The organism is Bacillus sp. 005/A4HT-01/001 (assembly GCF_004634445.1).
GTDB lineage: Bacteria > Bacillota > Bacilli > Bacillales > Bacillaceae > Bacillus > Bacillus altitudinis.
Window position 1 is genome coordinate 191,640 of sequence record NZ_SEIZ01000001.1, and the last position, 23,308, is coordinate 214,947.

The following is a 23,308-nucleotide window of genomic DNA, read 5'->3' on the forward strand; positions in this document are numbered from 1 at the left end:
TTTTTATGATTCAGATACAATCCGTTCATTTTTAATATTGATCCATCATTTCTTGCAATTGAGTCAAATAACTCTCTTTTAATTCATCGGGGTATTCAATTTTCACATGTTTCCCAAATGAGATCAAATAGTGAGTCATATACGATAATTCTTCTTGGTTGTATCCCCCTACAATATAAGGCGTATCTTCAATGATCTCCAATCTCATATTCGGATAATGATTCTTCAAAAACTTCTCTTTCCCTTGTTCCGTTAATCGACATTTAAAAGAGATATCATGATAGGTTTTTTCGTACTCGAGCTGCAGTGCTTTTAATTCTTCCTTCGTAAAAGTGTCTTTCGTTTCTTCTTCGATCATCATGTCCGTCATACAATCACATCTGTAGATGCCCCACTTTTTATTCTGAACATCATATGCTTCGGTGAACCAAATCCCATTTCGATAAAACAACTCAAGAAATTGTAGCCTGATCCTTTTATGTTCATATTGAGTGTATGTCATCTTCACGATTTGATCTTCCATCATTGCCTGCAATATCAAATCCAAATGATGTTGTTCACTCACTGGTGCGACATGATAGTAATGAATCACATCCAAAATCTCCGTGATCCGATGTTTTCTCTCATCAGACATTGTAGCAAACAGTTTTTGGCGAATCTGTGAGTAAGACTTTTTAAATGGTGTTGCTGACAACAGATCTAAGGCTTTAAGAGCGAAAAAAATGGCTTGAACTTCATCTATTTGAAAATAGATCGGAACCAATGGAGATTGATTCACGAGCCGATATCCTCCATGTCTGCCATTTTCAACATAAAAAGCTAAGCCCATGGACTCTAGCTCTTCCATATCTCTTAAAGCCGTACGTTTAGAAATGCCAAATTCAGTTTCTAAATCTTTTAATTGAAATGAATATTTATCACTTAAAAAAATAAGCTCTTGGTTTAAGCGTTCTGATTTTTTCATTTGATTTTCCTTCTGAAAAAGGTGACATGTTTTGTCATCTTTATATTTTATACTCAGTTTATCAAAAGAAAAGGAGCATGTATATGCAAACACTAATCATTAACGCGCACCCTGATTTCACTCATCAAGAAAGTTATTCAAACAAACTGCAAGCACTATTTTTAAAGCAGTTTAAAGAAAGATTTCCTTATGAGGAGCCTACCATTTTACATTTATATGGAACTGAAATTCCTCGTATCGAAAAAGACCAGCTGCTAGGAATTTGGGATAAGCAAGCATCTGAACAATCATTAACAGCTGCGGAGAAAAAAATCGCCGCTTCTTCTGCTGCTTTATTGGCTCAATTCAAAGCACATCATCGAATCGTGATTGTATCACCTGTTCATAATTTCAATGTGACGTCACGTATGAAAGATTATATAGATAATATCTTCATTGCTAGAGAAACGTTCAAATATACAGAAAATGGTTCAGTTGGTCTGATGACTGATGATTATCGTGTACTTTTGCTTCAAGCAAGCGGCTCAATTTTCACAAATAACGATCGCTACACACCTCTGGAATTCTCACATTACTACCTAAAGGAAATATTCCAAAACTTGATGGGTTTTCATCAATTTCATATTGTCCGGGCACAAGGGACAGCGATTTTAGAGCAAGATGTGATCTTACAATCTGCATCTGATGATATGACGAAAACCTTAGATGCGTTTTATGCACCTCGTTAACCTCTATTTTTTCAAGACCCAGAACGAAAAATTTTGCTCACTTGTCATCAATCTTATTTTTTCGTTTTGGGGTGACTCCTATCTGCTAGTACAAATATTATTGATGACTAATGCTGCCGTTTCACTCGGATGGCTAAGAGGGAAATGATGGCCATACGGAACAAAATCAACCTTCCCAAGATGCGATGGCGCAGAATAGCCTCTGTCATACTCCCCCCAAATCATGTGAAGATGATCCTTTGTAACTTCTTTAAAGTCACCTTGATCGGTTTCCAGTAATAAATGGTTAAGCTGAACCGTCGTATTTAAAATTCTAGGAGAAGTAAAGCTGTTTTTGATTTTTTCAATATAATGTTCAGGGATGCTCTCCGTGCTTTCAAACAAACCATTTCTTAATACATAACGCTCTATCAAATGAGTCGTTGCCAATCTTAATGTCCATTTGTTCAGAAATTGAGGAACATATAGTGATTTTGCCTTTTGTTTAGCAACAGGCGGCTGCAGTAAAGTGATTGAATACTTCTTATCGATGTATTCTTGTCCCAATGCTTCCAAAAGAATATACGCACCGAATGAATGGCCGATCAGATGTGCACCATTCGTCGCTTTCTCTATTACTTTTTTCACTACATTTAAATAGATATCTAGAAGATGTTTCTCTCGTTTAAAAGGAGAACGCCCCAAACCAGGAAGATCCAAGATCCATACAGGTTGACCTGTTTTCTCATGAAGCTCTTGTGCTAAAGGAAATAAATCTTCTCCATCACTCAATAAACCATGTAATAAAATAAACGGCTTCCCCTCTCCTTGTAATTGGTAAAGGGTGTTATTATCGCATAATGTTCGTTTAAATAAATGATGCTGCTCACCATGTTGATCCATCATTCGATAATCTAGATCGGCTACTACAGCAGGAAAAAATGTCATGACACTCGTCTTCTTAAACCAATCTTCTCCCATTATTTTTTTCGCTGAAACATTTGAAAACGTTCGTTTTGTCATAAAATTCAGTCCGTCAGAAGGAATGTTTGTGAGTTTACTTACGCCACTCTTCATGATAGCTTTCATCAGTGGCATTGGGACAGAGATGCTAGGGGCCTTCATATTCATACTTTCTGACATAATACTTAATAGTCCAGCAACGTTCTGATCGTGCTCTTTGTCTTCAACAAGTGTATATGTTTGAATAGCCGGCTGCTCCAACTTGAAAACCTGTACAATAAACTTCGCAAACTCATCGTTTGAAATAAGTGGTAACCGATAGTCCTTACCTCCAGGAATCACCGGCATGAGCCCTCTTCGCATACTCTTTACAAGCAAACCCAATCCTGCAATTTGCTCTGTACTCCCTGTTTGACTACTACCGACGACAGTTGGCGGATTAATGACAGAAAGCGGATAACCTACTGCTGATGCCTGTTGACGGATATAAAGATCTGCTAAAAATTTTGTTCTCTCATAAGGATTTTTTATTTTCAAGTAATTGTTTCCTTCTTCAAATACGTCAATTGCAATCTTGCTATTTTGATCATCAAAGGGGCTCATATAACCGACAACATGAATAAATTGCTGCAAGCCCTTCAATTGATGAATACTTTTAGCTAATTCACCAATATATTTGGCGCCATTTAAAAAGACGGAAGCTGCCTCTTTACTTGTCGCTTGAATATCCATCGGGCCTCCTGCGTGAATGATCACATCCGTTTTCAATACCCTCTCCTGATCTTCAGGACTTAGACCCAAATCGACTCTCGTCAAATCACCTTCAACAAAGTGCATCACTGACTCTTTTAAAATACCTCTTTCTTGAAAAATGCGTGTTGCTTTACTTTTTGACCTTACTAAAAGAAGAATGTTCACATCCTCTTTCGCTAATTCTTCGACTAATTGCTTTCCGATAAACCCTGTTCCACCCGTTAAAAATACTGTTTTCATGTGAAATCTCCTTTTTAGTACTATTCAGTACTAATTTGATGTAAAAAAAATGCTTCTTTATCGAAGCAAGTTAAATAAATGATCTGCTGTTTTTGTGATGACAGTGACATCCTTCAATGTTTCTGAAATAAATAACGCTCCTTCAAGATTTGTCATAAAAAGTGATGCCACTTCATCAATATGAATCGTCTTTCTGAATTCTCCATTCTCTACCCCTTGTTTTAGTAACAGAGAAACTTTCTTTTGTAATCCTGTAAAAAAAAGACCTATTTTTTCTTTTATTTGTGTGGCCTGTGCAGGACTTTGAATATAAAGAGTAATAAATGGACAGCCGCCCTTATACTCTCTCGACTGAACGCCTTGTGATAATTGCTTTAAAAACATTTGGGTACGATCTTCAACTGAAAATTGAGTCTGAGACATTACGTCGTCTATTGCAGCTTGATACATATCAATCCAATAATCAACGACCCCTTCTAATAATTCTTCCTTATTAGAAAAGTGATAGTACACATTAGACTTTGACACTTTGCTTACACGAACTAATTCATCCATACTTGTATAAGCAAACCCTTTTTCTAAAAATAAAGTTGCAGCTACTTCAAGTACACGTTTTTGATTCATTAATTTTAACTTTGTCATGATTAGAACTATACAGTACTAAATTATATATTGCAAGTATTTATGATCATTTAGAAAAGAGTTTGATGAAAAAGTTTTCTCAATGCGGTCAAACGCAAATGAGGAAACTAACAATAAGAGAGTTTCTTTTAATTATAATCTTCTCCTACCAGTAAAGTACTATACTTTGTTTTAAATTTTTCATGCTTTCTCTCATCTTTAAATAATAAGAATGCCCCTCTGTCATCATAAATATGATAAATAAAATCTTTATTTATAAAGAATATTTCAGGATAACTACTATATTTGTCATTGAACCTCGGAGCCATACTTTTAAAATCTTGATTACATATTGCCTTGATTATTTTCTTGTACTCTATATGCTGTTTTTTTGTTTCTAAAGAATATTGAATGACTTTTCCATTCTCATCTTTAGAATTTTTTACATTGAGTCTATATTTATTAATTTTTTTTGAATACTTACTATATACTCCTATCGGCCTCTGTAATGAATGCTCGCTTCGAACAATTGTGACGACGAACAATAAATCGTTCTCCCCAAAAAGTTCATCAAATATACTTATTGCAACATTATAAACCTTATTAAAATATTGAGGATTTAAATTGCCTTGATCATTAAACTGATACATGTCTTTTTCGAGTTGAATATGAAGGCTTAGAGGTAACTCGTCAAAAGAATCATTAATTAAATCAATATTGAATTCACTTTGTAAATAATCTAGGTGAACCATATCTCATTCTCCTTTCATTCTTTTATGTACAATTCTTATTTTATAATTACTCGACCACTTTTATTTAGTGTAGCTATACGCTCTCCGAATTTATTCATTAATTTGTAGTAACCTCCTCCATGAGAATTCCCTTTCCCAAAATCTCTTGAAATGGACAAACCAGATGCAGGATCTTTCCACTCTTGTTACCTTTAACCTTCTTAGTGAAAAGAGAAATCTTAACCCCAGTATCATTCAATAAAGTTTTTTTATTCATTGTCAACTTAGATGTAAACAATGAAATAGAAAAAGACGAACTTAAAAAGTTCGTCTCCTACACTAAAAGGTCTCTTGACCGGCACAAATTCGGCACGCTTCATCAACCTCTTATATCAATCATTTTCAACCCTCTGTATTAACCAATAGAACCTTCCATCTCAAACTTAATCAAGCGGTTCATTTCAACCGCATATTCCATTGGTAGTTCTTTTGTGAATGGTTCGATGAAGCCCATGACGATCATTTCTGTTGCTTCTTCTTCAGAAATTCCGCGGCTCATCAAGTAGAATAGCTGCTCTTCTGATACTTTTGATACCTTCGCTTCGTGCTCTAATGAAATGTTGTCGTTTAAGATTTCATTGTAAGGGATCGTATCAGATGTTGATTTGTTATCCATGATGAGTGTGTCACACTCGATGTTTGAGCGTGCACCCTCTGCTTTGCGTCCGAAGTGTACGATTCCACGGTATGTGACTTTACCGCCTTGTTTGGAAATCGATTTCGATACGATCGTTGAAGATGTGTTTGGTGCAAGGTGAATCATTTTTGCACCTGCATCTTGGTGCTGACCTTTACCTGCTAGGGCAATACTTAATGTCATACCACGAGCGCCTTCACCTTTTAAGATGACAGCTGGGTATTTCATCGTCAGCTTAGAACCGATGTTTCCATCAATCCATTCCATTGTTGCATTCTCTTCACATACTGTACGTTTTGTCACAAGGTTGAAGACGTTGTTTGCCCAGTTTTGAATCGTCGTATAACGGCAGTAGCCGCCTTTTTTCACGATAATTTCAACAACCGCACTATGAAGTGAGTTTGTTGTGTAAACTGGAGCTGTACAACCTTCTACGTAATGCACGTGTGCGCCTTCATCAACGATGATCAGTGTACGTTCGAACTGACCCATGTTCTCAGAGTTGATTCGGAAGTATGCTTGCAGTGGTGTATCTACTTTTACGCCTTTTGGTACGTAGATGAATGAACCACCAGACCATACAGCCGAGTTAAGCGCAGCAAATTTGTTGTCAGTCGGAGGAATGACTTTTGCCCAGTGCTCACGGAAGATGTCTTCGTTCTCTTTTAATGCACTGTCTGTATCTTTAAACACAATGCCTAGATCTTCAAGATCTTGCTTCATGTTGTGATACACAACTTCAGATTCATACTGAGCAGATACACCTGCTAAGTACTTTTGCTCTGCTTCAGGGATTCCAAGCTTGTCAAAGGTTTGTTTGATTTCTTCTGGTACTTCATCCCAAGAACGCTCTGAGCGTTCTGATGGTTTTACGTAGTACGTAATTTCATCAAAGTTTAATGCATTTAAATCTCCGCCCCATTGTGGCATCGGCATGTTGTAAAAGTGCTCAAGAGATTTCAAACGGAAGTCGAGCATCCACTGAGGCTCTTCTTTCATACGAGAAATTTCTTCAACGATCTCTTTTGTCAGTCCGCGCTCTGAACGGAAAATGGAAACGTCTTTATCAGAAAAGCCGTATTTATATTCACCAACATCTGGCATTTTTTTAGCCATCCATTTTCACTCCAATCTTATGATTTGCCGTTATCTTCGGCAGATGCGCCTTTTTCAAGCGCCTTCCAGGATAATGTTGCACATTTGATGCGCGCTGGGAATTTTGCGACTCCCTGCAGCGCCTCAATATCACCAAGATCAATGGAATCGTCGTATTCTTTTCCTAGCATCATATCGGAGAAAATCTGAGACATTTTCAAAGCTGTTTCAATATCTTTCCCTTTAATCGCCTGCGTCATCATAGAGGCAGATGCCATCGAAATCGAGCATCCTTCTCCTTCAAATTTCGCATCGATGACTTTTTCGTCTTCGATTTTCATCGTGAGACGAATGCGGTCACCACACGTAGGGTTGTTCATATCGACGACAATGCTGTCGTTTAACACACCTTTGTTTCTCGGATTTTTATAATGATCCATAATCACTTGTCTGTACAGTGTGTCTAAGTTTACATTAAAAGACATTCGTAAAATACTCCTTTGTCTTACGGAGCGCTGCCATGAGCTCGTCAATCTCCTCTTCTGTATTGTACAGATAGAAGCTTGCTCTTGCAGTCGCTGATACACCAAGCCATTTCATGAGCGGCTGTGCACAGTGATGTCCAGCACGAATGGCGACACCTTCCGTATCTAGAACAGTTGAGGCATCATGAGGATGGACGTCGTCTAAGTTAAACGTCACAAGTCCAGCTCGGTGCTGCGGTCCGTAAACCGTGGCACCTTCAAGCTCCTTAAAGCGCTCAAGTGCATAAGTCGCAAGCTGATGCTCGTAACGACTGACTTCCTCCATTCCGATGTCATTTAAGAAATCAATCGCTTTTCCGAGCCCAATTGCTCCTGCAATAATCGGTGTTCCCGCTTCAAATTTCCACGGCAGTTCTTTCCATGTAGAATCATATAGATCCACAAAGTCGATCATTTCACCGCCAAACTCAGCAGGCTCCATATTATTCAAAAGGTCCTTCTTCCCGTAAAGAACACCAATGCCAGTCGGTCCACACATTTTATGCCCAGAGAAGGCGAAAAAGTCGCAATCCAAGTCCTGAACATCAATTTGCATGTGAGGGGTGCTCTGGGCACCATCGACGACGATAATTGCACCGTGATCGTGAGCAATCTTTGCGATGTCTTTAATTGGGTTGATGGTTCCTAATACGTTTGAGACATGTGTGACAGCAACGATTTTCGTTTGATGTGTGATGGTTTGCTTCACATCTTCAAGCGACAGCGTGCCGTCTTCCTGTAACGGAATATATTTCAATGTGGCGCCAGTTGCTTTTGCTGCCTGCTGCCAAGGGATGATATTCGCATGATGTTCCATATGCGTAATGACGATCTCATCGCCTTCTTTAAGGTTTGCTCTAGCATAGCTGATTGCCACTGTGTTCAGTGCGGTTGTTGTACCTCTAGTAAAAATAATCTCCTGGACAGAAGAAGCGCCAATGAATGCACGAACTTTTTCTCTTGCACCCTCGTATGCGTCCGTTGCTTTTGTGCCAAGGGTATGAACACCCCGGTGGACGTTCGAGTTGTAAGACCGGTAATACTCATTCATTGCATCAATGACAACTCGTGGTTTTTGAGATGTCGCTGCACTGTCCAAATACACCAAATCATGTCCGTTCACTTGCTGATGAAGGATTGGAAACTGCTCACGAACGTCTTTGATATTCATTATTTTACTTTCCTTTCAATCACAGAAACGAGCTGCTTTTTAACTCCTTCAATCGGCAGTTCTTTGACGACTGGATTTAAGAAGCCATAAATGACAAGTCTTTCTGCATCTTCTTTGGAAATCCCACGGCTCATGAGGTAATAAAGTTGAATTGGATCAACACGCCCAACAGAAGCAGCGTGCCCCGCTGTTACATCATCTTCATCGATTAAAAGAATTGGGTTAGCGTCACCGCGTGCTTTCTCACTCAGCATGAGAACACGAGATTCTTGCTCTGCATTTGACTTCGTTGCGCCATGCTCGATTTTACCAATCCCGTTAAAGATAGAAGATGCTTGATCCTTCATGACACCATGCTTCAAGATATACCCTTCAGAGTTTTTACCGAAGTGGATGATGCTTGTTGTGAAGTTTTCCGTTTGATTCCCGCGGCCAACAACAACTGATTTCGTATCTCCGAATGTACCGTCGCCCATAAGCTTTGTGATGTTTTCAGACACAACGTCTCCATCATTCATCAGACCAAGCGCCCATTCGATTTTACTGTCACGACCATTTGCCATACCACGTCTATTCACATAGACTGTCACACCTTCTGCAAGGTTATCCACTGCACCGTAAGTGACGCGGGCATTTGCACCTGTGAAGACTTCAGACACGATATTGAAGATCGCTTCTTCTGGTGTTGCCGTACTGATGTAGTTTTCGACATATGTCACAGCACTATGATCGTCTGCTACAACGATGACATGGTTGAACAACGTTGTTTCGTCATTTTCATGAAGATAAACGGCTTGAATTGGTGCTTCAAGCTCTACGTTTTTCGGTACATAGAGGAAAGCTCCGCCATTCACTAAAGCAGCATGTAGAGCTGTTAGTTTGTGCTCATCCACTTTCACTGCATCAGTCATGAAATATTTCTTCACTAGGTCTCCATGTTCGCGAATCGCAGTATGGATATCAGTGAAGATCACGCCTTTGTCTTTTGCTTCATTAGAAAGAGACAAGTATGCTGGCGTTTGATCACGCTGAATATAGACTGTCTTATCTGTGTCCTCTAAATCAATAAGAGATTTCACTTCTTCAGGAAGCTCTTCTAAAGATCCAAATGGCGCACTTTCAACTGTATGCTGTTTGAAATTGGTTAAATTCCATTTTGAAATATTCGTTTTGTCAGGCTTTGGCATTGGAAGGTCTTCTGCTTTTTCAAGAGCCTGTAAGCGAAGGGAACTCATCCATGCCGGTTCCTGATGCTTCTCGGAGAAGCTTTTGACATAATCTTGATCTACTGATAATTTCGTTTCTAATGTCATCAATAATCCTCCTAACGCTTACGCTTCTTGACCAACAGTTTCGTCTTCAATTCCTAACTCTTTTTTAATCCAGTCATAACCTTCTGCTTCTAGACGCTGCGCGAGTTCTGGTCCGCCAGATTTCACAATACGTCCTTGCATCATAACATGAACGTGATCTGGTGTGATGTAGTTCAATAGGCGCTGATAGTGAGTGATCATTAAGCAGCCGAAGCTTTCGCCTCGCATTTTATTAATCCCTTTAGAAACAACTTTCAGTGCATCGATATCAAGACCAGAATCGATTTCGTCAAGGATGGCGATTTTTGGTTCAATCATCATTAATTGAAGAATTTCGTTACGTTTTTTCTCCCCGCCTGAGAAACCTTCGTTTAGGTAGCGCTGTGCCATATCTGGGTCCATTTCAAGGAATTCCATGTTTTCGTCCATTTTGCGGATGAATTTCATGAGAGAGATTTCATCGCCTTCTTCTCTGCGTGCGTTAATAGCCGAACGAAGGAAGTCTGCATTTGTTACACCACTAATTTCAGATGGATATTGCATTGCAAGGAAAAGACCCGCTTGAGCGCGCTCATCTACTTCCATTTCAAGAACATCTTCGCCATCAAGCAAAATGCTGCCTTTTGTCACTTCATACTTAGGGTGGCCCATGATTGCAGCAGATAAAGTAGATTTACCTGTACCGTTTGGTCCCATTACTGCGTGGAATTCTCCACCTTTTATTTCTAGGTTTACACCTTTTAAGATTTCTTTCCCTTCAATCTCAACGTGCAAGTCCTTAATTGTTAATGTCGAAGCAGTCATATATCGATACCTCCAAAATAATCATTATTCTCAATTTATTCTCATTCTAATTTTATAACAAATTAAAAGTGAATACAACACATTCACGACAAGCGTGAGAGGATGCTCTCAAAATTCTAACAAAAAATACAGGTAGATAAAAGGATTTATGTCGAAAAGACTGTTTTCATAAAGAAAGGACGGGAAACTATTCTCCCCGCCCCTTAGCTATTAATAGCCTCGTATATTCATTTTTGCGAGCTGTCTTTTCTCATCTCGATAGGACTGCTCTCGTTTAAGTTCTACTTTCATTCGTAAGTCATGGTCTCTTTCGTACTCTGCATAACTCATGCCATGAGATTGATGCATGGCCTTTTCCATCTCGGCGGTATAATCCAATCCCAGTGTACTCTGGTCCGAACAAATAATAAACCATTCCCTTCTTTGAGTGTAGCTTCATTGTATCAAAGGCATGCTGCTTCACTCAAAAGGGATATAACACGCTATGCTGGCATATTTTCTCACACAACCGGCTGAGAACGACTCAACTCCCTGATTTGGAAAAATACCATCTTATCCTTCCCTTAATGCGTCTGTCCTCCAAATTCATCAATACATTGCTGAACAACTGTGATGCCTTGACTTAGCGCAGCACCGCCGCCAAACGCTGCCGCCACACTGACGACCTCCAGCAAATTCTCTTCTGTTGCGCCTTGGTCGAGCGCTCCCTTTGTATGATAGATCATGCAATATTCATCTTGTGCATGAATGCTGATGCCAAGGGCAATCATTTGTTTTTCTTTTTGTGTTAAGGAATCGCTCTGAAAGCACTGCTCCGTAAATTCATTAAATTTCTTGCCAAACACCGGCATTTTCTTCTGAAATTCACCCATTGCCGTTTTATAATCCGTCAGTGATTGTTGCATCGATCCGCTCATATGTTGTTCATTCATCTTCATTCCATCCCTTCAGGTCATTTGTTCGTTTTTATTATGAGCGAGATTTGAAAAAATACACAAAAAAACCTCGCTTTCATGAAAGCGAGGTTTACAAGTTGTTATTCAGATACAGGCAATACTGCACCATCATACTTTTTGTCGATGAATTCTTTGATTTTATCAGAGTGAAGAACTTCCATTAATACCTTGATCTTCTCTGATTTTTCGTCACCTTTGCGAACAGCGACGATGTTTGCATACGGGTTGTTTTTCGTTTGCTCAAGTTCGATTGAATCTTTTTTCGGATTCAATTTATTTTGGATCGCATAGTTAACGTTGATAAATACTGCATCGCCTTCACTGTTTTCATAAGCTTTCGCTGTTAGTTCAGGAGCGATTTTTTTGAATTTTAGGTTCTTCGGGTTTTCTTTGATGTTTTTGACTGTTGCGTTGATTGTATCTACTTTTGGATCAAGCTTGATCACACCAGCATTTTGTAATAGGGCAAGCATACGTCCTTGCTCAGCTACGTTGTTTGTCATGATGATCGTGCCGCCGTTTGGAATATCTTTTACTGATTTGTATTTCTTAGAGTAGATACCGAAAGGCTCAAGGTGAACGGCACCAGCACTCACTAAGTTGTAATCTTTGTTTGATTTATTTTCTTCGTTTAAGTAAGGGATATGTTGGAAAAAGTTCGCATCCACTTCTTTTTCAGCTAATGCTTTGTTGTACATTTTATAATCGCTCAGTACTTTCACTTTTAGATCGTAGCCTTTTTCTTTTAGAAGTGGTTTTGCTTCTTCAAGAATCTCGGCATGTGGTGTTTTTGAAGCGGCAACCGTGATGGTTTTGTTATCGCTTGCGTTATTTGATGAACCGCAAGCAGCTAAAATGCCTGCAAATGCTAGAAATAGTGCACTTAAAATCAATTTCTTCATGAATAATTCCTCCCTTAACGTTTATCAATTTTATTTGTAATCAAATCACCGATTATTTGAATGATAAAGACGATGATCAGAATAAACACAGTGGCTACAAGTGTGACATCTGTATTACCAGATTGGTATCCTTCTACATAAGCAAGGTCACCCAGTCCGCCTGCTCCAATTGCTCCTGCAATCGCAGTAGAGCCAATCAGAGCAATCGCTGTTACAGTAATTCCTGAAATAAGGGCTGGCAGTGATTCTGGCAGCAATACTTTGAAAATAATGGTCGACGTTTTTGCTCCCATAGATCTTGCTGCTTCAATGACTCCTTTGTCTACTTCACGCAGTGCAATTTCAACAAGACGTGCGTAGAAAGGGGCTGAGCCAATGACAAGGGCTGGTAATGCTGCATTTGGACCTAATATCGTGCCCATAATTAGTTTAGTAAATCCTAATAATAGAATGATTAATATGATAAAGGGAATCGATCTGAAAATGTTGACGACTGCGCCGATGACAGCATTAATTGGTTTGTTTTCCCACAAACCGCCTTTACTTGTCAAAAAGAGCAACAGCCCAAGGATGATGCCGATAGCAAAAGCAAACGCTAATGCAATGAGTGTCATATAGACCGTTTCACCCGTCGCGTTCCAAATAACCTCTAGATCAACGTTCGGAAACCATTTCTCAAACATGTGTCATCACCTCGATTTCAACCTGTTTGCTTTGGATATAGGCGATGGCTTTTTCAACTTCGTTCTCGTCTCCATTAATATGGATAAAGAGTGTTCCAAACGCGCCTTCCTGCGTTTGAGAAATCTTTCCTTGCAGGATGTTCACATCGACCTTGAAGGATCGAATAATTTCCGTGATCAGCGGCTGTTCGGCAGAATCTCCAATAAAGGACAACCTGACGACCTGACCTTCTTTTACTCTCTCTAGGACGTGCTCGATCGTTTCTTTTGCTTCTTCTGGTTCAGCAAGCTGTTTCACGAATCGCTTCGTCATTTCTTCTTTCGGCTGTCTGAAGACACGTAATACTTCGCCTTCTTCGACAATACGGCCATTCTCCATCACTGCCACACGGTGACAAATTTTGCGAATGACGTGCATTTCATGTGTGATCAATACAATGGTGAGTCCTAGTCGTTTATTAATATCGGCTAAAAGCTCAAGGATGGAATCCGTTGTTTGTGGATCAAGCGCAGAAGTGGCTTCGTCACATAGCAGAACTTTTGGATCATTCGCTAATGCTCTCGCAATCCCTACACGCTGCTTTTGCCCGCCGCTGAGCTGAGAAGGATATGCATTTTCTTTTCCTTCTAAACCGACCAATTTAATCAGTTCGTTTGCACGAGCTCTCCGTTTTGACGTTGGTACACCTGCGATCTCGAGCGGGAACATAATATTTTGTCTCACTGTTCTTGACCAGAGCAAGTTAAAGTGCTGGAAAATCATGCTGATTTCTTGTCTTGCTTTCCGAAGTTTCGCATTCGATACTTCATTGATTCGGTTGCCTGCCACTTCAACGATTCCTTCTGTTGGCAGCTCCAGACCGTTTAATAGGCGAATCAGGGAGCTTTTCCCTGCGCCGCTATACCCGATAATTCCGAATATTTCACCTTTATCGATATCCAAGTTGACGTCTTTCACAGCATCAACATTTCCGCTTTTTGAATGATACGTTTTTGATACATTCTGTAAATGGATCACAGTCTGTTCACCTGCTTTCTTGCTGAATCTATAGGTTGCCATCACATACGTTCATTTATTCTTCCGACTGTTATGACGCTAGCCTGACGCAAGGTCAGTAAAAAAGACCTAACTGCAACGCAAGCAGAAAGGCCTTTTATATCAAATACGCCTTTCTCTCATCTTTCAAAGCGTTGCGGCTTTGAGTGAATTGGCACCAATTTCAGCTATGCTGACGGTTGCCGGGTTTCATAGGGCACGTCCCTCCACCTCTCTTAATAAGAGAAAATATGTTGTTTTATGTGATGTTCATGTTTTTACTAACGTAGAATATCATGCTATCTGAGATATGTCAACGCTGTAAATCGCTAATTTCCAAGTAAACGACTACGTTATCATTTTTCGAAAAAAACCGTTCGTCAACCAAAGTACTGCTTCTAGTCGAAGAAGCGCTCGAAATGAGCCTTTCACTTTCACTTGTCCTCTGCTGATCAGCTGCTGTAAGGACATGTCTCCATCTAATAATTGCAAAATCTCTTTTCGCTCACCATAAAAGATGAGATCTGATAACTCAATTGCAGGTAGTTTCTTCACCTCACCACGTTCATCCACAATCAATGTACAAGAGTCCGTTTCCGCCTCAAATGTAATCTTCAAGGATGATGATGAGAGCAGCGGCTTTAACAATAATCGCTGCCCTGCACTTCCATGGGCTTTCACATTTTCCACATGTATAACCTCCCTGTCATTTGGTTATACATAACATTTCTCTACAAACATCGGCTTGTCCTTTATAAATAGCTCGACAAATTTTCAAATGAATTGCTTGAAATATGACAAAAAACCGCTTTATTTAGCGGTTTCAATCATTTCGTGAAGATATGGAACGGAGTGAAAGGCATAGCCTTTTTGCACGATTTCACCCTTTTTAAACAGGAGAAAGCAAGGGACACTTTCGATCTCAAATGCTTTCGCAAAACTTGGCGAGTAATTTAAGTTATTCTCATAAAAAGGAACTTCCGGCTGCATGGCATCAACCACTGCCAGCATCTTCTTTGCCAGCTGGCATGTTCCGCAAAATGGTGTATATAAGTACAAAAGAAATAAATCGTCCTCTATCTCCTTGAATTCATGTTCTTCAATCTCTTTCATATACGTCACCCTTATAAATATTTCGAATGAACATCAATGTTTGCAGCTAATAGAATAGATGCAATATGGGCTGACGGTGAAGCGGCCACTTCGCGGTACGTTCTGTCGACAAAAAGATGCAGTGCTTCAGGGAATTCTTTTCGAAATTGCTTCCGCAGTTTGTCGCCAGCATCGTCACTGTCTGCTAATATGTAAACGTCTTTCCCGAATAAATCGTCCACAAGCTGATCAAGCTTCGATGTACTGATCGTGCCATTGGTGCAAATGATGGTAACAGGTTCACTTATGACTTCTTTTAGCTTCTGTTTATCTGATTTACCTTCTACAATGATGACCTTTTCTATCTCGACATTCATCACGATCACCCGGCCCTTTTGACGTTGATTCACTTCTTCCTTAGATTACAATCTTTCATTCAGGTTGTAAAGATTGGGCAATTGATCAACAAAAAGGCTGCAGCACTCACTGCAGCCTTATCTGTGATCAGCACCAGCCATTTTCATCGTCACAGTCTACATATTTTTCAGTCCCATGGGTCAATGTATCTGACAGACGATAAAAACGGTTTTGATCATAGGAATAACCTGATTTTAATTCATATTGATTTTCACTAATCATCGTACCAATCTCTTCGTTTTGATGGTAAAGCACCATGCCGCTCTCTTTGAATCGTCCAGTGACATGCTCTGTTATATCCACCTGTTCTTTTTGAAAAGACAAATTGGACACCCCCCATAAAGGTAGAGTGTCCAATTTCACATGAATTAGTCTTCTTTTGTCATTTCTTCATATTGCTCAGCAGTCATTAAGTTCTCGATTTCAGATGTATCCGCTGGCTCTACTACGATCATCCAAGCTTTTTCGTATGGAGAGTCGTTGACGAACTCTGGGCTGTCATCAAGCTCATCGTTTACTTCAACGATTGTGCCGTTAATCGGTGCGTATAGTTCAGAAACTGTTTTGACTGATTCTACACTTCCGAAAGGCTCGTCCGCTGTAATTTTGTCTCCTACTTCAGGAAGCTCAACGAACACGATATCGCCTAGCTCAGATTGAGCAAAATGCGTAATACCGATACGCACCTTATCTCCTTCTACTTTGACCCATTCGTGTTCTTCTGAATAACGTAAATCTTTTGGTGTGCTCATTTCATACCCCTCCAGTCTTTTCTTACAATCTATATTGAAGATACCACAATCTGAATGAAAGTTACATCATTTCCAGACGCTTTTAAATGTATCTTCATTAAATCCAACTGTCACTCGTTTGCCGTCTGTTGTAATTGGACGCTTGATCAGCATTCCGTTAGACGCTAGTAATTCAAGCTGCTCGTCCTCTGACATTGCAGGAAGTTTATCTTTCAGCTGCAGCTCTCTGTATTTCTGACCGCTCGTATTAAAAAATTTCTTCAGCTCTAAACCGCTTTTTTCGTAAAGGGCTTTTAATGTTTCTTTATCAGGCGTCTCTTCGACGATATGTATGCTGTTGATGTCTTTATTGTGTTCTTCCAGCCATTTCTTTGCTTTTCGGCATGTACCGCAAGATGGGTATTCGTAAAAATCTAAAGCCACCATTTTCACCTCCTGCAAATAGTGACAACATTTTATCACAAAACATATGAAAAACCTAAATGTATGCTTACAAAAAGGTGCGACATGATATCCGCACCTTTTAAGCCGTCTTATACGATATATTTCTCTGCTTCAAAGATTCGTTTCGCCACTTCGCGCTTTTTGGCGATGACATTCATTGGCGTGAATCTTGTCAGCTTGCGAAGGGCTGACAGACTCATACGGAGTGAATCTCCTTCTTCCATGGCAATCAATGATTCTTTCGCATGAGCTTCAATCTTTAAAAAGGCTTCCTGTGTGAAAATTTGTGTATACGCAAGCTTTTGTGCATTTTTTTCTGCGCCTGATGCTGCGATTGCTTTTTCTGTACGCAAGACCGCCGACTCAGCAGCAAAGAGTTCATTGACGATATCTGCTATATTCACAAGGATTTCTTGCTCTTTGTCTAATGCTTTCCCATATTTCATGGCGGCCATACCTGCCACCATCAAGGCGATCTTTTTCGCATGGGCAAGTAAGTATTTCTCTTGATCAAGCGGCTGATCACCCGGCTCTTCCGGCATCATCATCATCAGCTCTTCCTGAAGGGTTTGCGCTTTTTGAAGAAGCGGAAGCTCTCCTTTCATCGCTTTCTTCAAGAAGGTGCCTGGCACAAGCAATCGGTTAATTTCGTTCGTTCCTTCAAAAATACGGTTAATTCGTGAGTCGCGATAGGCTCTTTCGACTTCGTATTCTTGCATGAAACCATATCCGCCGTGAATCTGCACACCTTCATCCACAATATAATCGAGCGTTTCAGAGCCAAGCACTTTACAAAGAGAGCATTCAATCGCATATTCTGCAATGGATTGCGCAATTTGTTTCCCATCCTTTTGCTCCTCGTCACTTAACAGACCCATTCTTTGTTCAAATAACCCGACTGTGCGGTATACAGCACTTTCCATGGCATAAAGCTTTGCCGACATGTTGGCTGCTTTTTCGCCAATTAAGCTAAATTGAGAAATTGGTGTTTTAAACTGCTTGCGCTGATTGGCATACTCTGCCGATAATTGAATGACTCGTTTTGATGCACCGATTGTCCCTACAGCCAGTTTATAGCGTCCAATGTTCAAAATGTTAAAGGCAATGACATGACCTCTGCCTGCTTCACCAAGCAAATTCTCCTTTGGCACTTCGGCATCTTCAAGGATTAACGTTCTCGTCGAGGACCCTTTAATGCCCATCTTTTTCTCTTCAGGTCCTGTTTTGACTCCAGGAAAATCCTTTTCTACGATGAAAGCAGAGAAGTGTTCACCATCAATCTTCGCATACACGACAAACACATCGGCAAATGCGGAGTTTGTGATCCATTGTTTTTCCCCATTGAGGACATAATGTGTTCCAGCTTCATTCAGAACTGCCGTTGTTTTCGCACCTAGCGCATCAGAACCTGACCCTGGCTCTGTTAGGGCATAGGCCGCAATTGTTTCTCCAGAGGCGAGTCCTGGCAGGTACTTTTCCTTTTGCGCTTGATTGCCAAACAGCACGATCGGCAAAGAACCGATCCCGACATGGGCGCCGTAAGAAAGAGAGAAGCTGCCTGCTCTTGCAAATTTTTCAGTAATGATGGCTGAGCTGATTTTATCTAGCCCAAGCCCGCCAAATTCCTCAGGAACATCCGCACCAAGCAGGCCAAGCTCTCCAGCCTTTTTCAAGAGACGAACAGAATGCTCGAATTCATGATTCTCAATTTGATCGATGTGCGGAACGACATCTTGTAAAATGTAATCTTCTGTTGTTTTCCCGATCATTTGATGTTCATCAGAGAAATCCTCTGGTGTAAAGATATGCTCATAATTCGTCTCATCAATTAAGAAACTGCCACCCTTTTTTACTTCTTCCATTGCTTTCATCCTGTTTTCCCCCTTTAGATCAGTTCAAAAATGCCTGCTGCTCCCATGCCCCCGCCGATACACATCGTCACAATACCAAATTGTTCATTTCGCCGTTTCATTTCATGAATGAGGGACAGCGTGAGTTTCGTTCCTGTACAGCCTAGCGGATGTCCTAATGCAATGGCGCCGCCGTTGACATTTACCTTCTCTTCATCGATCCCTAAATGACGAATGACTTGAATCGCCTGAGAAGCAAATGCTTCATTTAATTCAAACAGCCCGATGTCCTTCAGCTCTAGACCAGCGATTTTCAGCGCACGCGGAATGGCTTCAACCGGCCCAATTCCCATGACTTCAGGTGGTACACCACCAACAGCAAACGCTCTGAACTTGGCGAGCGGCTGAAGAGAAAGAGAAGATGCTTTTTCGCGATCCATCATCATGACACATGCCGCTCCATCACTCGTCTGCGAAGAGTTTCCTGCAGTCACTGTGCCTTTTGTTGAGAAGGCAGGTCGTAACGTTGAGAGAACCTCCTCTGTTGTGCCCGCTCTGACACCTTCATCTTGTGAGAACGTAAATTGGCGTTCTTCTAGTTGATTCTGCTCTCCTACCCGTCTTTCTGTCACATCAACGGGAACAATTTCATCTGAAAATTTCCCTTCTTGAAGTGCCTTTGCTGCCTTTTGATGGCTCCTCACCGCAAAAGCATCTTGATCTTGCCTTGTGACCTGATACTTTTGCGCCACTTGCTCCGCTGTGTGGCCCATGCTCATATAGTATTCAGGCGCTTGCTCTGTCAAAAGAGCGTTTGGACGAATGGAGTGACCCATCATTGGGACTTGCGACATCGATTCGACGCCTCCGGCCAAAATGGTTTCTGCCTGCCCAAGCATAATTCGTTCACCCGCATAAGCAATTGACTGCAGACCAGAAGAGCAATAGCGGTTAATGGTAATAGCAGGTACTGTATATGGCAAACCTGCTAATGCCCCAATATTCCGGGCCACATTCAGCCCTTGCTCTGCTTCTGGTGTCGCACATCCGATGATTAAATCATCGATTGTTCCATCATAATCACCGGCACGCTTTAGCGTTTCTTTTACACACAATGCGCCCATATCATCAGGTCTGACATGTTTTAATGATCCTTTTTTGGCTTTCCCTACTGGTGTTCTTGCGCCAGCTACAATCACTGCTTCTCTCATTTTGACTCCCCCCTAGTTACGTAAAGGTTTTCCTTTAACGAGCATGTGCTGCATGCGTGCCTGAGATTTGACTTCCCCTACAAGACTTAAAAAGGCTTCTCTTTCAAGCTCTAATAAGTATTGTTCATCCACCTCTGTACCAAATGGCAATTTGCCGCCAGAAATGACATGCGCTAGTTTTTTCGCAATGGTCATGTCATGGTCTGAAATGTATCCAGACAATCTCATGTTTTCAGCAGCCAGCACCATTGCTGCGTAGCCTGTTTCCCCCATCACGGGCACCTTTCGCTTCAGCGGTGCACGATAACCCGCTTCATCAAGAGAAAGAACGAGTTGTTTCGCATCATGGATTAAATGATCACCATTCATGCTGATCCGGTCATTCACTCGGAGCATCTTCATATCACGCGCTTCCTCTGCTGATGTAGATACCTTTGCCATCGCAATGGCTTCAAAGGTTTGTAGCGTAGCATCTTGGATCGCAGTTGCTGATGGCTTTTCCGCTCCTTGCAGATGGCGAATATAGAGTTCCTTGTTTCCGCCTCCACCCGGTATGAGTCCGACCCCCGCTTCGACAAGCCCCATATACGTTTCACTGGACGCTTGGATAGCGGCTGCTGGTAGACAAAGCTCCGTCCCTCCGCCAAGTGTCATACCAAATGGTGCAGCCACAACTGGACGGTCACTATACTTCACCTTCATCATCGCCTGCTGGAACCTGCGAATGACAAAATCAATTTCAAAGAAGTTGTCGTCCTGTGCTTCCATTAAAATTAAGGCGAGATTCGCACCAACACAGAAGTTCTTTCCTTGGTTACCGATGACCAGCCCTTTATAATTCTTTTCCGTTTCATCTACAGCACGATTGATCATATCAATGACATCAAGCCCAATGGCATTACTTTTCGAATGAAATTCAAGCAAGGCAACATCATCCCCGATATCGATCAAGCTTGCACCTGTATTTTTAAAAATGACATCGTGTTTCTTTTTCAATCTAGCTAACGACATATTCTTGTCGTTTCCCTTTTCCTGTTCATAAGCACCATTCTGATAAAATGCACGGTCTCCTTCGGCATTTTCTTGATAGAATGTGTCATGTCCTTCTGAAAGCATATCTTGCACCCAGGTCGGGATGCTGTGCCCTTCCGCTTCCATTCGACTGACGGCTTTTTTCACGCCAATCGCATCCCACAGCTCGAACGGGCCATGCTGCCAGCCAAATCCCCATTTCATGGCGTTATCGATGGACTGAATATCATCCGCAATGTCGCCTTTTAGTTGAGCTGAATAAAGAAGAACAGGTGCGGTCATATTCCAAAGCAATTGCCCAGCACGGCCGTCTTGATAAATAAGCGCTTTCAATTTCGCTTTTGTCCCCTTTTGCTGCTTGGCAATGTCAATGCCAGGATCCTTCAGCTTTGTCCGTTCTCCGTATGTGAGTGTGACAGGATCAAGCTCTAAAATGGTCTTTCCGTTTTTTTGATAAAATCCTTGCCCTGCTTTGCTGCCGATCCACCCTTTTTCGAGCATTCTTTCCATAAACTCAGGCAGCTGAAAAATATCTTTTTCCTTTCCTTCTACCTGTTCATACACATTGCGGGCTACATGAGAAAATGTGTCGAGTCCCACCACATCAAGTGTACGGAAGGTCGCACTTTTCGGTCTGCCAATGAGTGGACCTGTAACAGAATCGACCTCTCCGATCGTGTATTTGTTCTCAAGCATTTCACGCACTGTGACAAGAAGCCCATAAGTGCCAATTCGGTTGGCAATAAAGTTCGGTGTATCTTTTGCTTCGACCACACCCTTGCCAAGTACATCTTCACCAAATGTTTTCATATATGAGAGTACTTCTGGATCTGTTTCTTGAATAGGAATTACTTCTAACAGCTTTAAATAACGAGCTGGGTTAAAAAAGTGAGTGCCTAAAAAGTGGTGTTTAAAATCAGCTGATCGGCCTTCTGCCATTTTTTCAACAGAAATACCGGATGTATTGCTGGATACGATGCTGCCTTCTTTGCGGTGTTCGTCGATGAGAGAGAATACGTGTTGTTTAATGCTGAGCTTTTCAGTGACGACTTCAATGATCCAGTCAGCATCGTGTAATAAGGAAAGGTGATCTGTGAGATTTCCGGGTGTGATGTATGATAGGTTTTTGGCTGAAGTAAGAGGTGCTGGCTTTTGCTTTAACAATTTTTTCATTGCGTCTTGGCTTAATCTATTCCGAACACTAGGGTGATCAAGCGTTAGCTTTTTTGCCGTTTCTTCCTTTGTCAGTTCATGTGGCACAATATCTAGCAATGTTACTGGTATCCCGATATTGGCTAGATGTGCAGCAATGCCTGAGCCCATGACACCTGAACCAATGACAGCCGCCTTGCGAATATGTTTGCCCATAAATATCCCCCTAAACATTTTGAATGAACAGTCATTCATTTTTTGTCCAAAAAAAAGCAATGCCTCTTTCTTTATCTTAAAAGATTTTCCGAAACAGTTCAATAGCAGATTTCAAAAATTTACACATTCTCATGCGTCTTTCTTTACAGCGTATGAATTAAAGACGAGGGGGAATTGTAAGAATGGAGGTGATGTCCACATGTCTCGTTTGCAAAAGAACCCATCAAAAGCAGGCGTAAGTGCTGCAAGTGTGAAAGGAAACGCAGGTCCATCACAAGAAGCAGACCTAGGCGGTAAAAAGACCAGTCAAAATCAGCAATATAAAAAGAAATCGTAAGGAGGAACACATCTTGAACAACCAGCAAATGAATATGCCCCCAAAGGTAATTTCAGTAAAGGATTCCTTGTACCTAGAGGATATGCTGAACTGGAATTTGATCGCGATGAAAAAGGCCCACTTTATGGCCGAGCATTGTCAGGATCAAACATTGAAACAAGAACTCAATCAAGTTGGTCAAATGCACCATCAGCATTACACACAAATACTTCAACATTTAGGCAGCTCAGGGCAAGGCCAGTCTTCTGGCTTTATGCAATAGGAGGTAACAGACATGGAACAGCAAAACCAACAAAAAATCGGGAATCCACAAACGCCGGTTCCAACAACGACAAACATGAACGATCGCGACTTTGTCACAGACCTTTTGTCGACTGAAAAATATATGACAAGCGGATATAACACAGCGCTCAATGAATTCAGCCATGAATCTCTTTACCAAGATATTCAGCGAATTGCGCTCGAAACACAAAAAGCGCAAAGACATTTATATGATGTCATGTTCAAATATGGCTGGTACTCTGTCGAAGCTGCTGACCAGCAGAAGCTTCAGCAAGCACATCAGAAGTTCCAGCAAACACTGACAGATCAATCACCGTACGGATCATCACCCATGTCATAAAGAAAAACTGCCAGCTCGTACTG

The 23,308-nt window shown here is 41.0% G+C and carries 27 protein-coding genes and 1 riboswitch; of the genes, 4 read left to right on the plus strand and 23 right to left on the minus strand.

What is annotated here, in order from left to right; all coding sequences use genetic code 11:
* Positions 1-31: 31 nt before the first annotated feature.
* The gene (locus ES896_RS01065; RefSeq protein ID WP_025207934.1) at positions 32-964 is read right to left on the minus strand and encodes a helix-turn-helix transcriptional regulator; all 933 of its coding nucleotides are present in this window, start codon (positions 962-964) and stop codon (positions 32-34) included.
* An 83-nt stretch (positions 965-1,047) separates the two neighbouring features.
* Here ES896_RS01065 and ES896_RS01070 point away from each other — a divergent pair, with 83 nt between their 5' ends.
* Positions 1,048-1,692: an FMN-dependent NADH-azoreductase gene (locus ES896_RS01070; protein ID WP_079919068.1), complete on the plus strand. Its 645-nt coding sequence runs from the start codon at positions 1,048-1,050 to the stop codon at positions 1,690-1,692.
* Positions 1,693-1,770: 78 nt separating this feature from the next.
* On the opposite strand, the gene ES896_RS01075 is transcribed toward ES896_RS01070, so the two are convergent.
* The 22 genes from ES896_RS01075 to ES896_RS01180 all read right to left on the minus strand — a co-directional run bounded on the left by ES896_RS01075 (position 1,771) and on the right by ES896_RS01180 (position 22,326).
* Positions 1,771-3,627: an alpha/beta fold hydrolase gene (locus ES896_RS01075; RefSeq protein WP_135226255.1), complete on the minus strand. Its 1,857-nt coding sequence runs from the start codon at positions 3,625-3,627 to the stop codon at positions 1,771-1,773.
* 57 nt (positions 3,628-3,684) lie between these two features.
* Positions 3,685-4,251, minus strand: a complete 567-nt coding sequence (locus tag ES896_RS01080; RefSeq protein WP_135226533.1) for a TetR/AcrR family transcriptional regulator — start codon at positions 4,249-4,251, stop codon at positions 3,685-3,687.
* A gap of 146 nt (positions 4,252-4,397) precedes the next feature.
* Positions 4,398-5,000 (minus strand): DUF3885 domain-containing protein, encoded by a 603-nt coding sequence (locus ES896_RS01085; protein ID WP_135226256.1) that lies wholly within the window; start codon positions 4,998-5,000, stop codon positions 4,398-4,400.
* 394 nt (positions 5,001-5,394) lie between these two features.
* Entirely contained in the window at positions 5,395-6,792 is a 1,398-nt protein-coding gene (gene sufB / locus ES896_RS01095; protein ID WP_007500362.1) for a Fe-S cluster assembly protein SufB, read from the minus strand.
* A 17-nt stretch (positions 6,793-6,809) separates the two neighbouring features.
* Complete coding sequence (sufU, locus tag ES896_RS01100) at positions 6,810-7,256, minus strand: Fe-S cluster assembly sulfur transfer protein SufU (RefSeq protein ID WP_008347017.1); 447 nt, start codon at positions 7,254-7,256, stop codon at positions 6,810-6,812.
* Positions 7,246-8,466 carry a cysteine desulfurase gene (locus ES896_RS01105; RefSeq protein ID WP_008347019.1) on the minus strand — a complete coding sequence of 407 codons (1,221 nt, stop codon included), beginning with the start codon at positions 8,464-8,466 and terminating at the stop codon, positions 7,246-7,248. The genes sufU and ES896_RS01105 overlap by 11 nt, the downstream gene beginning before the upstream one ends.
* Complete coding sequence (sufD, locus tag ES896_RS01110; protein ID WP_017359290.1) at positions 8,466-9,779, minus strand: Fe-S cluster assembly protein SufD; 1,314 nt, start codon at positions 9,777-9,779, stop codon at positions 8,466-8,468. The genes ES896_RS01105 and sufD overlap by 1 nt, the downstream gene beginning before the upstream one ends.
* 18 nt (positions 9,780-9,797) lie before the next feature.
* A complete protein-coding gene (sufC, locus tag ES896_RS01115) occupies positions 9,798-10,583 on the minus strand; it encodes a Fe-S cluster assembly ATPase SufC (protein WP_007500355.1) in 786 nt (261 codons plus the stop codon).
* A 210-nt stretch (positions 10,584-10,793) separates the two neighbouring features.
* The gene (locus ES896_RS19990) at positions 10,794-10,931 is read right to left on the minus strand and encodes a YuzK family famiily protein (protein ID WP_008356693.1); all 138 of its coding nucleotides are present in this window, start codon (positions 10,929-10,931) and stop codon (positions 10,794-10,796) included.
* Positions 10,932-11,146: 215 nt separating this feature from the next.
* Positions 11,147-11,515, minus strand: a complete 369-nt coding sequence (locus tag ES896_RS01120; RefSeq protein WP_003212803.1) for a carboxymuconolactone decarboxylase family protein — start codon at positions 11,513-11,515, stop codon at positions 11,147-11,149.
* Positions 11,516-11,619: 104 nt separating this feature from the next.
* Complete coding sequence (gene metQ, locus ES896_RS01125) at positions 11,620-12,441, minus strand: methionine ABC transporter substrate-binding lipoprotein MetQ (RefSeq protein ID WP_007500351.1); 822 nt, start codon at positions 12,439-12,441, stop codon at positions 11,620-11,622.
* Positions 12,442-12,455: 14 nt separating this feature from the next.
* A complete protein-coding gene (locus tag ES896_RS01130; RefSeq protein WP_025207943.1) occupies positions 12,456-13,124 on the minus strand; it encodes a methionine ABC transporter permease in 669 nt (222 codons plus the stop codon).
* Positions 13,117-14,142 (minus strand): methionine ABC transporter ATP-binding protein, encoded by a 1,026-nt coding sequence (locus ES896_RS01135; protein WP_024719778.1) that lies wholly within the window; start codon positions 14,140-14,142, stop codon positions 13,117-13,119. Before ES896_RS01135 ends, ES896_RS01130 begins: the two co-directional genes overlap by 8 nt.
* Before the next feature lie 155 nt (positions 14,143-14,297).
* Positions 14,298-14,406, minus strand: a riboswitch (SAM riboswitch).
* A 102-nt stretch (positions 14,407-14,508) separates the two neighbouring features.
* Complete coding sequence (locus ES896_RS01140; protein ID WP_008347033.1) at positions 14,509-14,850, minus strand: SCP2 sterol-binding domain-containing protein; 342 nt, start codon at positions 14,848-14,850, stop codon at positions 14,509-14,511.
* 120 nt (positions 14,851-14,970) lie between these two features.
* Positions 14,971-15,273, minus strand: coding sequence for a thioredoxin family protein (locus ES896_RS01145; RefSeq protein ID WP_007500346.1), 303 nt, complete (start codon positions 15,271-15,273; stop codon positions 14,971-14,973).
* 11 nt (positions 15,274-15,284) lie between these two features.
* A complete protein-coding gene (locus tag ES896_RS01150; protein ID WP_008347035.1) occupies positions 15,285-15,629 on the minus strand; it encodes a toprim domain-containing protein in 345 nt (114 codons plus the stop codon).
* A 127-nt stretch (positions 15,630-15,756) separates the two neighbouring features.
* On the minus strand, positions 15,757-15,993 hold the full coding sequence (locus tag ES896_RS01155; protein ID WP_008347037.1) for a YusG family protein: 237 nt from the start codon (positions 15,991-15,993) through the stop codon (positions 15,757-15,759).
* Between the two features lie 44 nt (positions 15,994-16,037).
* A complete protein-coding gene (gene gcvH / locus ES896_RS01160; protein ID WP_003213614.1) occupies positions 16,038-16,421 on the minus strand; it encodes a glycine cleavage system protein GcvH in 384 nt (127 codons plus the stop codon).
* A gap of 66 nt (positions 16,422-16,487) precedes the next feature.
* Entirely contained in the window at positions 16,488-16,844 is a 357-nt protein-coding gene (locus ES896_RS01165) for an arsenate reductase family protein (RefSeq protein ID WP_008356673.1), read from the minus strand.
* A 110-nt stretch (positions 16,845-16,954) separates the two neighbouring features.
* A complete protein-coding gene (locus tag ES896_RS01170; protein ID WP_024719779.1) occupies positions 16,955-18,736 on the minus strand; it encodes an acyl-CoA dehydrogenase family protein in 1,782 nt (593 codons plus the stop codon).
* 14 nt (positions 18,737-18,750) lie between these two features.
* Entirely contained in the window at positions 18,751-19,926 is a 1,176-nt protein-coding gene (locus tag ES896_RS01175) for an acetyl-CoA C-acetyltransferase (RefSeq protein ID WP_019743167.1), read from the minus strand.
* A 12-nt stretch (positions 19,927-19,938) separates the two neighbouring features.
* A complete protein-coding gene (locus tag ES896_RS01180) occupies positions 19,939-22,326 on the minus strand; it encodes a 3-hydroxyacyl-CoA dehydrogenase/enoyl-CoA hydratase family protein (RefSeq protein WP_065461021.1) in 2,388 nt (795 codons plus the stop codon).
* A gap of 199 nt (positions 22,327-22,525) precedes the next feature.
* On the opposite strand from ES896_RS01180, the gene ES896_RS01185 reads away from it, so the two are divergent.
* From ES896_RS01185 to ES896_RS01195, 3 genes are read left to right on the plus strand one after another with little or no spacing between them, the layout of a single operon-like run.
* Complete coding sequence (locus ES896_RS01185) at positions 22,526-22,663, plus strand: YuzL family protein (protein ID WP_008347049.1); 138 nt, start codon at positions 22,526-22,528, stop codon at positions 22,661-22,663.
* Between the two features lie 10 nt (positions 22,664-22,673).
* Complete coding sequence (locus tag ES896_RS01190) at positions 22,674-22,925, plus strand: hypothetical protein (RefSeq protein ID WP_230677024.1); 252 nt, start codon at positions 22,674-22,676, stop codon at positions 22,923-22,925.
* A gap of 12 nt (positions 22,926-22,937) precedes the next feature.
* On the plus strand, positions 22,938-23,285 hold the full coding sequence (locus ES896_RS01195) for a spore coat protein (RefSeq protein WP_017359283.1): 348 nt from the start codon (positions 22,938-22,940) through the stop codon (positions 23,283-23,285).
* Positions 23,286-23,308: the final 23 nt, after the last annotated feature.

Excerpts from the sequence above, each read along its gene's own strand:
- ES896_RS01065 (WP_025207934.1), bottom strand. The coding sequence starts at position 964 with ATGAAAAAATCAGAACGCTTAAACCAAGAGCTTATTTTTTTAAGTGAT.
- ES896_RS01070 (WP_079919068.1), top strand. The coding sequence starts at position 1,048 with ATGCAAACACTAATCATTAACGCGCACCCTGATTTCACTCATCAAGAA.
- ES896_RS01075 (WP_135226255.1), bottom strand. The coding sequence starts at position 3,627 with ATGAAAACAGTATTTTTAACGGGTGGAACAGGGTTTATCGGAAAGCAA.
- ES896_RS01080 (WP_135226533.1), bottom strand. The coding sequence starts at position 4,251 with ATGAATCAAAAACGTGTACTTGAAGTAGCTGCAACTTTATTTTTAGAA.
- ES896_RS01085 (WP_135226256.1), bottom strand. The coding sequence starts at position 5,000 with ATGGTTCACCTAGATTATTTACAAAGTGAATTCAATATTGATTTAATT.
- sufB (WP_007500362.1), bottom strand. The coding sequence starts at position 6,792 with ATGGCTAAAAAAATGCCAGATGTTGGTGAATATAAATACGGCTTTTCT.
- sufU (WP_008347017.1), bottom strand. The coding sequence starts at position 7,256 with ATGTCTTTTAATGTAAACTTAGACACACTGTACAGACAAGTGATTATG.
- ES896_RS01105 (WP_008347019.1), bottom strand. The coding sequence starts at position 8,466 with ATGAATATCAAAGACGTTCGTGAGCAGTTTCCAATCCTTCATCAGCAA.
- sufD (WP_017359290.1), bottom strand. The coding sequence starts at position 9,779 with ATGACATTAGAAACGAAATTATCAGTAGATCAAGATTATGTCAAAAGC.
- sufC (WP_007500355.1), bottom strand. The coding sequence starts at position 10,583 with ATGACTGCTTCGACATTAACAATTAAGGACTTGCACGTTGAGATTGAA.
- ES896_RS19990 (WP_008356693.1), bottom strand. The coding sequence starts at position 10,931 with ATGCATCAATCTCATGGCATGAGTTATGCAGAGTACGAAAGAGACCAT.
- ES896_RS01120 (WP_003212803.1), bottom strand. The coding sequence starts at position 11,515 with ATGAATGAACAACATATGAGCGGATCGATGCAACAATCACTGACGGAT.
- metQ (WP_007500351.1), bottom strand. The coding sequence starts at position 12,441 with ATGAAGAAATTGATTTTAAGTGCACTATTTCTAGCATTTGCAGGCATT.
- ES896_RS01130 (WP_025207943.1), bottom strand. The coding sequence starts at position 13,124 with ATGTTTGAGAAATGGTTTCCGAACGTTGATCTAGAGGTTATTTGGAAC.
- ES896_RS01145 (WP_007500346.1), bottom strand. The coding sequence starts at position 15,273 with ATGAAAGAGATTGAAGAACATGAATTCAAGGAGATAGAGGACGATTTA.
- ES896_RS01150 (WP_008347035.1), bottom strand. The coding sequence starts at position 15,629 with ATGAATGTCGAGATAGAAAAGGTCATCATTGTAGAAGGTAAATCAGAT.
- gcvH (WP_003213614.1), bottom strand. The coding sequence starts at position 16,421 with ATGAGCACACCAAAAGATTTACGTTATTCAGAAGAACACGAATGGGTC.
- ES896_RS01170 (WP_024719779.1), bottom strand. The coding sequence starts at position 18,736 with ATGAAAGCAATGGAAGAAGTAAAAAAGGGTGGCAGTTTCTTAATTGAT.
- ES896_RS01175 (WP_019743167.1), bottom strand. The coding sequence starts at position 19,926 with ATGAGAGAAGCAGTGATTGTAGCTGGCGCAAGAACACCAGTAGGGAAA.
- ES896_RS01180 (WP_065461021.1), bottom strand. The coding sequence starts at position 22,326 with ATGGGCAAACATATTCGCAAGGCGGCTGTCATTGGTTCAGGTGTCATG.
- ES896_RS01185 (WP_008347049.1), top strand. The coding sequence starts at position 22,526 with ATGTCTCGTTTGCAAAAGAACCCATCAAAAGCAGGCGTAAGTGCTGCA.
- ES896_RS01195 (WP_017359283.1), top strand. The coding sequence starts at position 22,938 with ATGGAACAGCAAAACCAACAAAAAATCGGGAATCCACAAACGCCGGTT.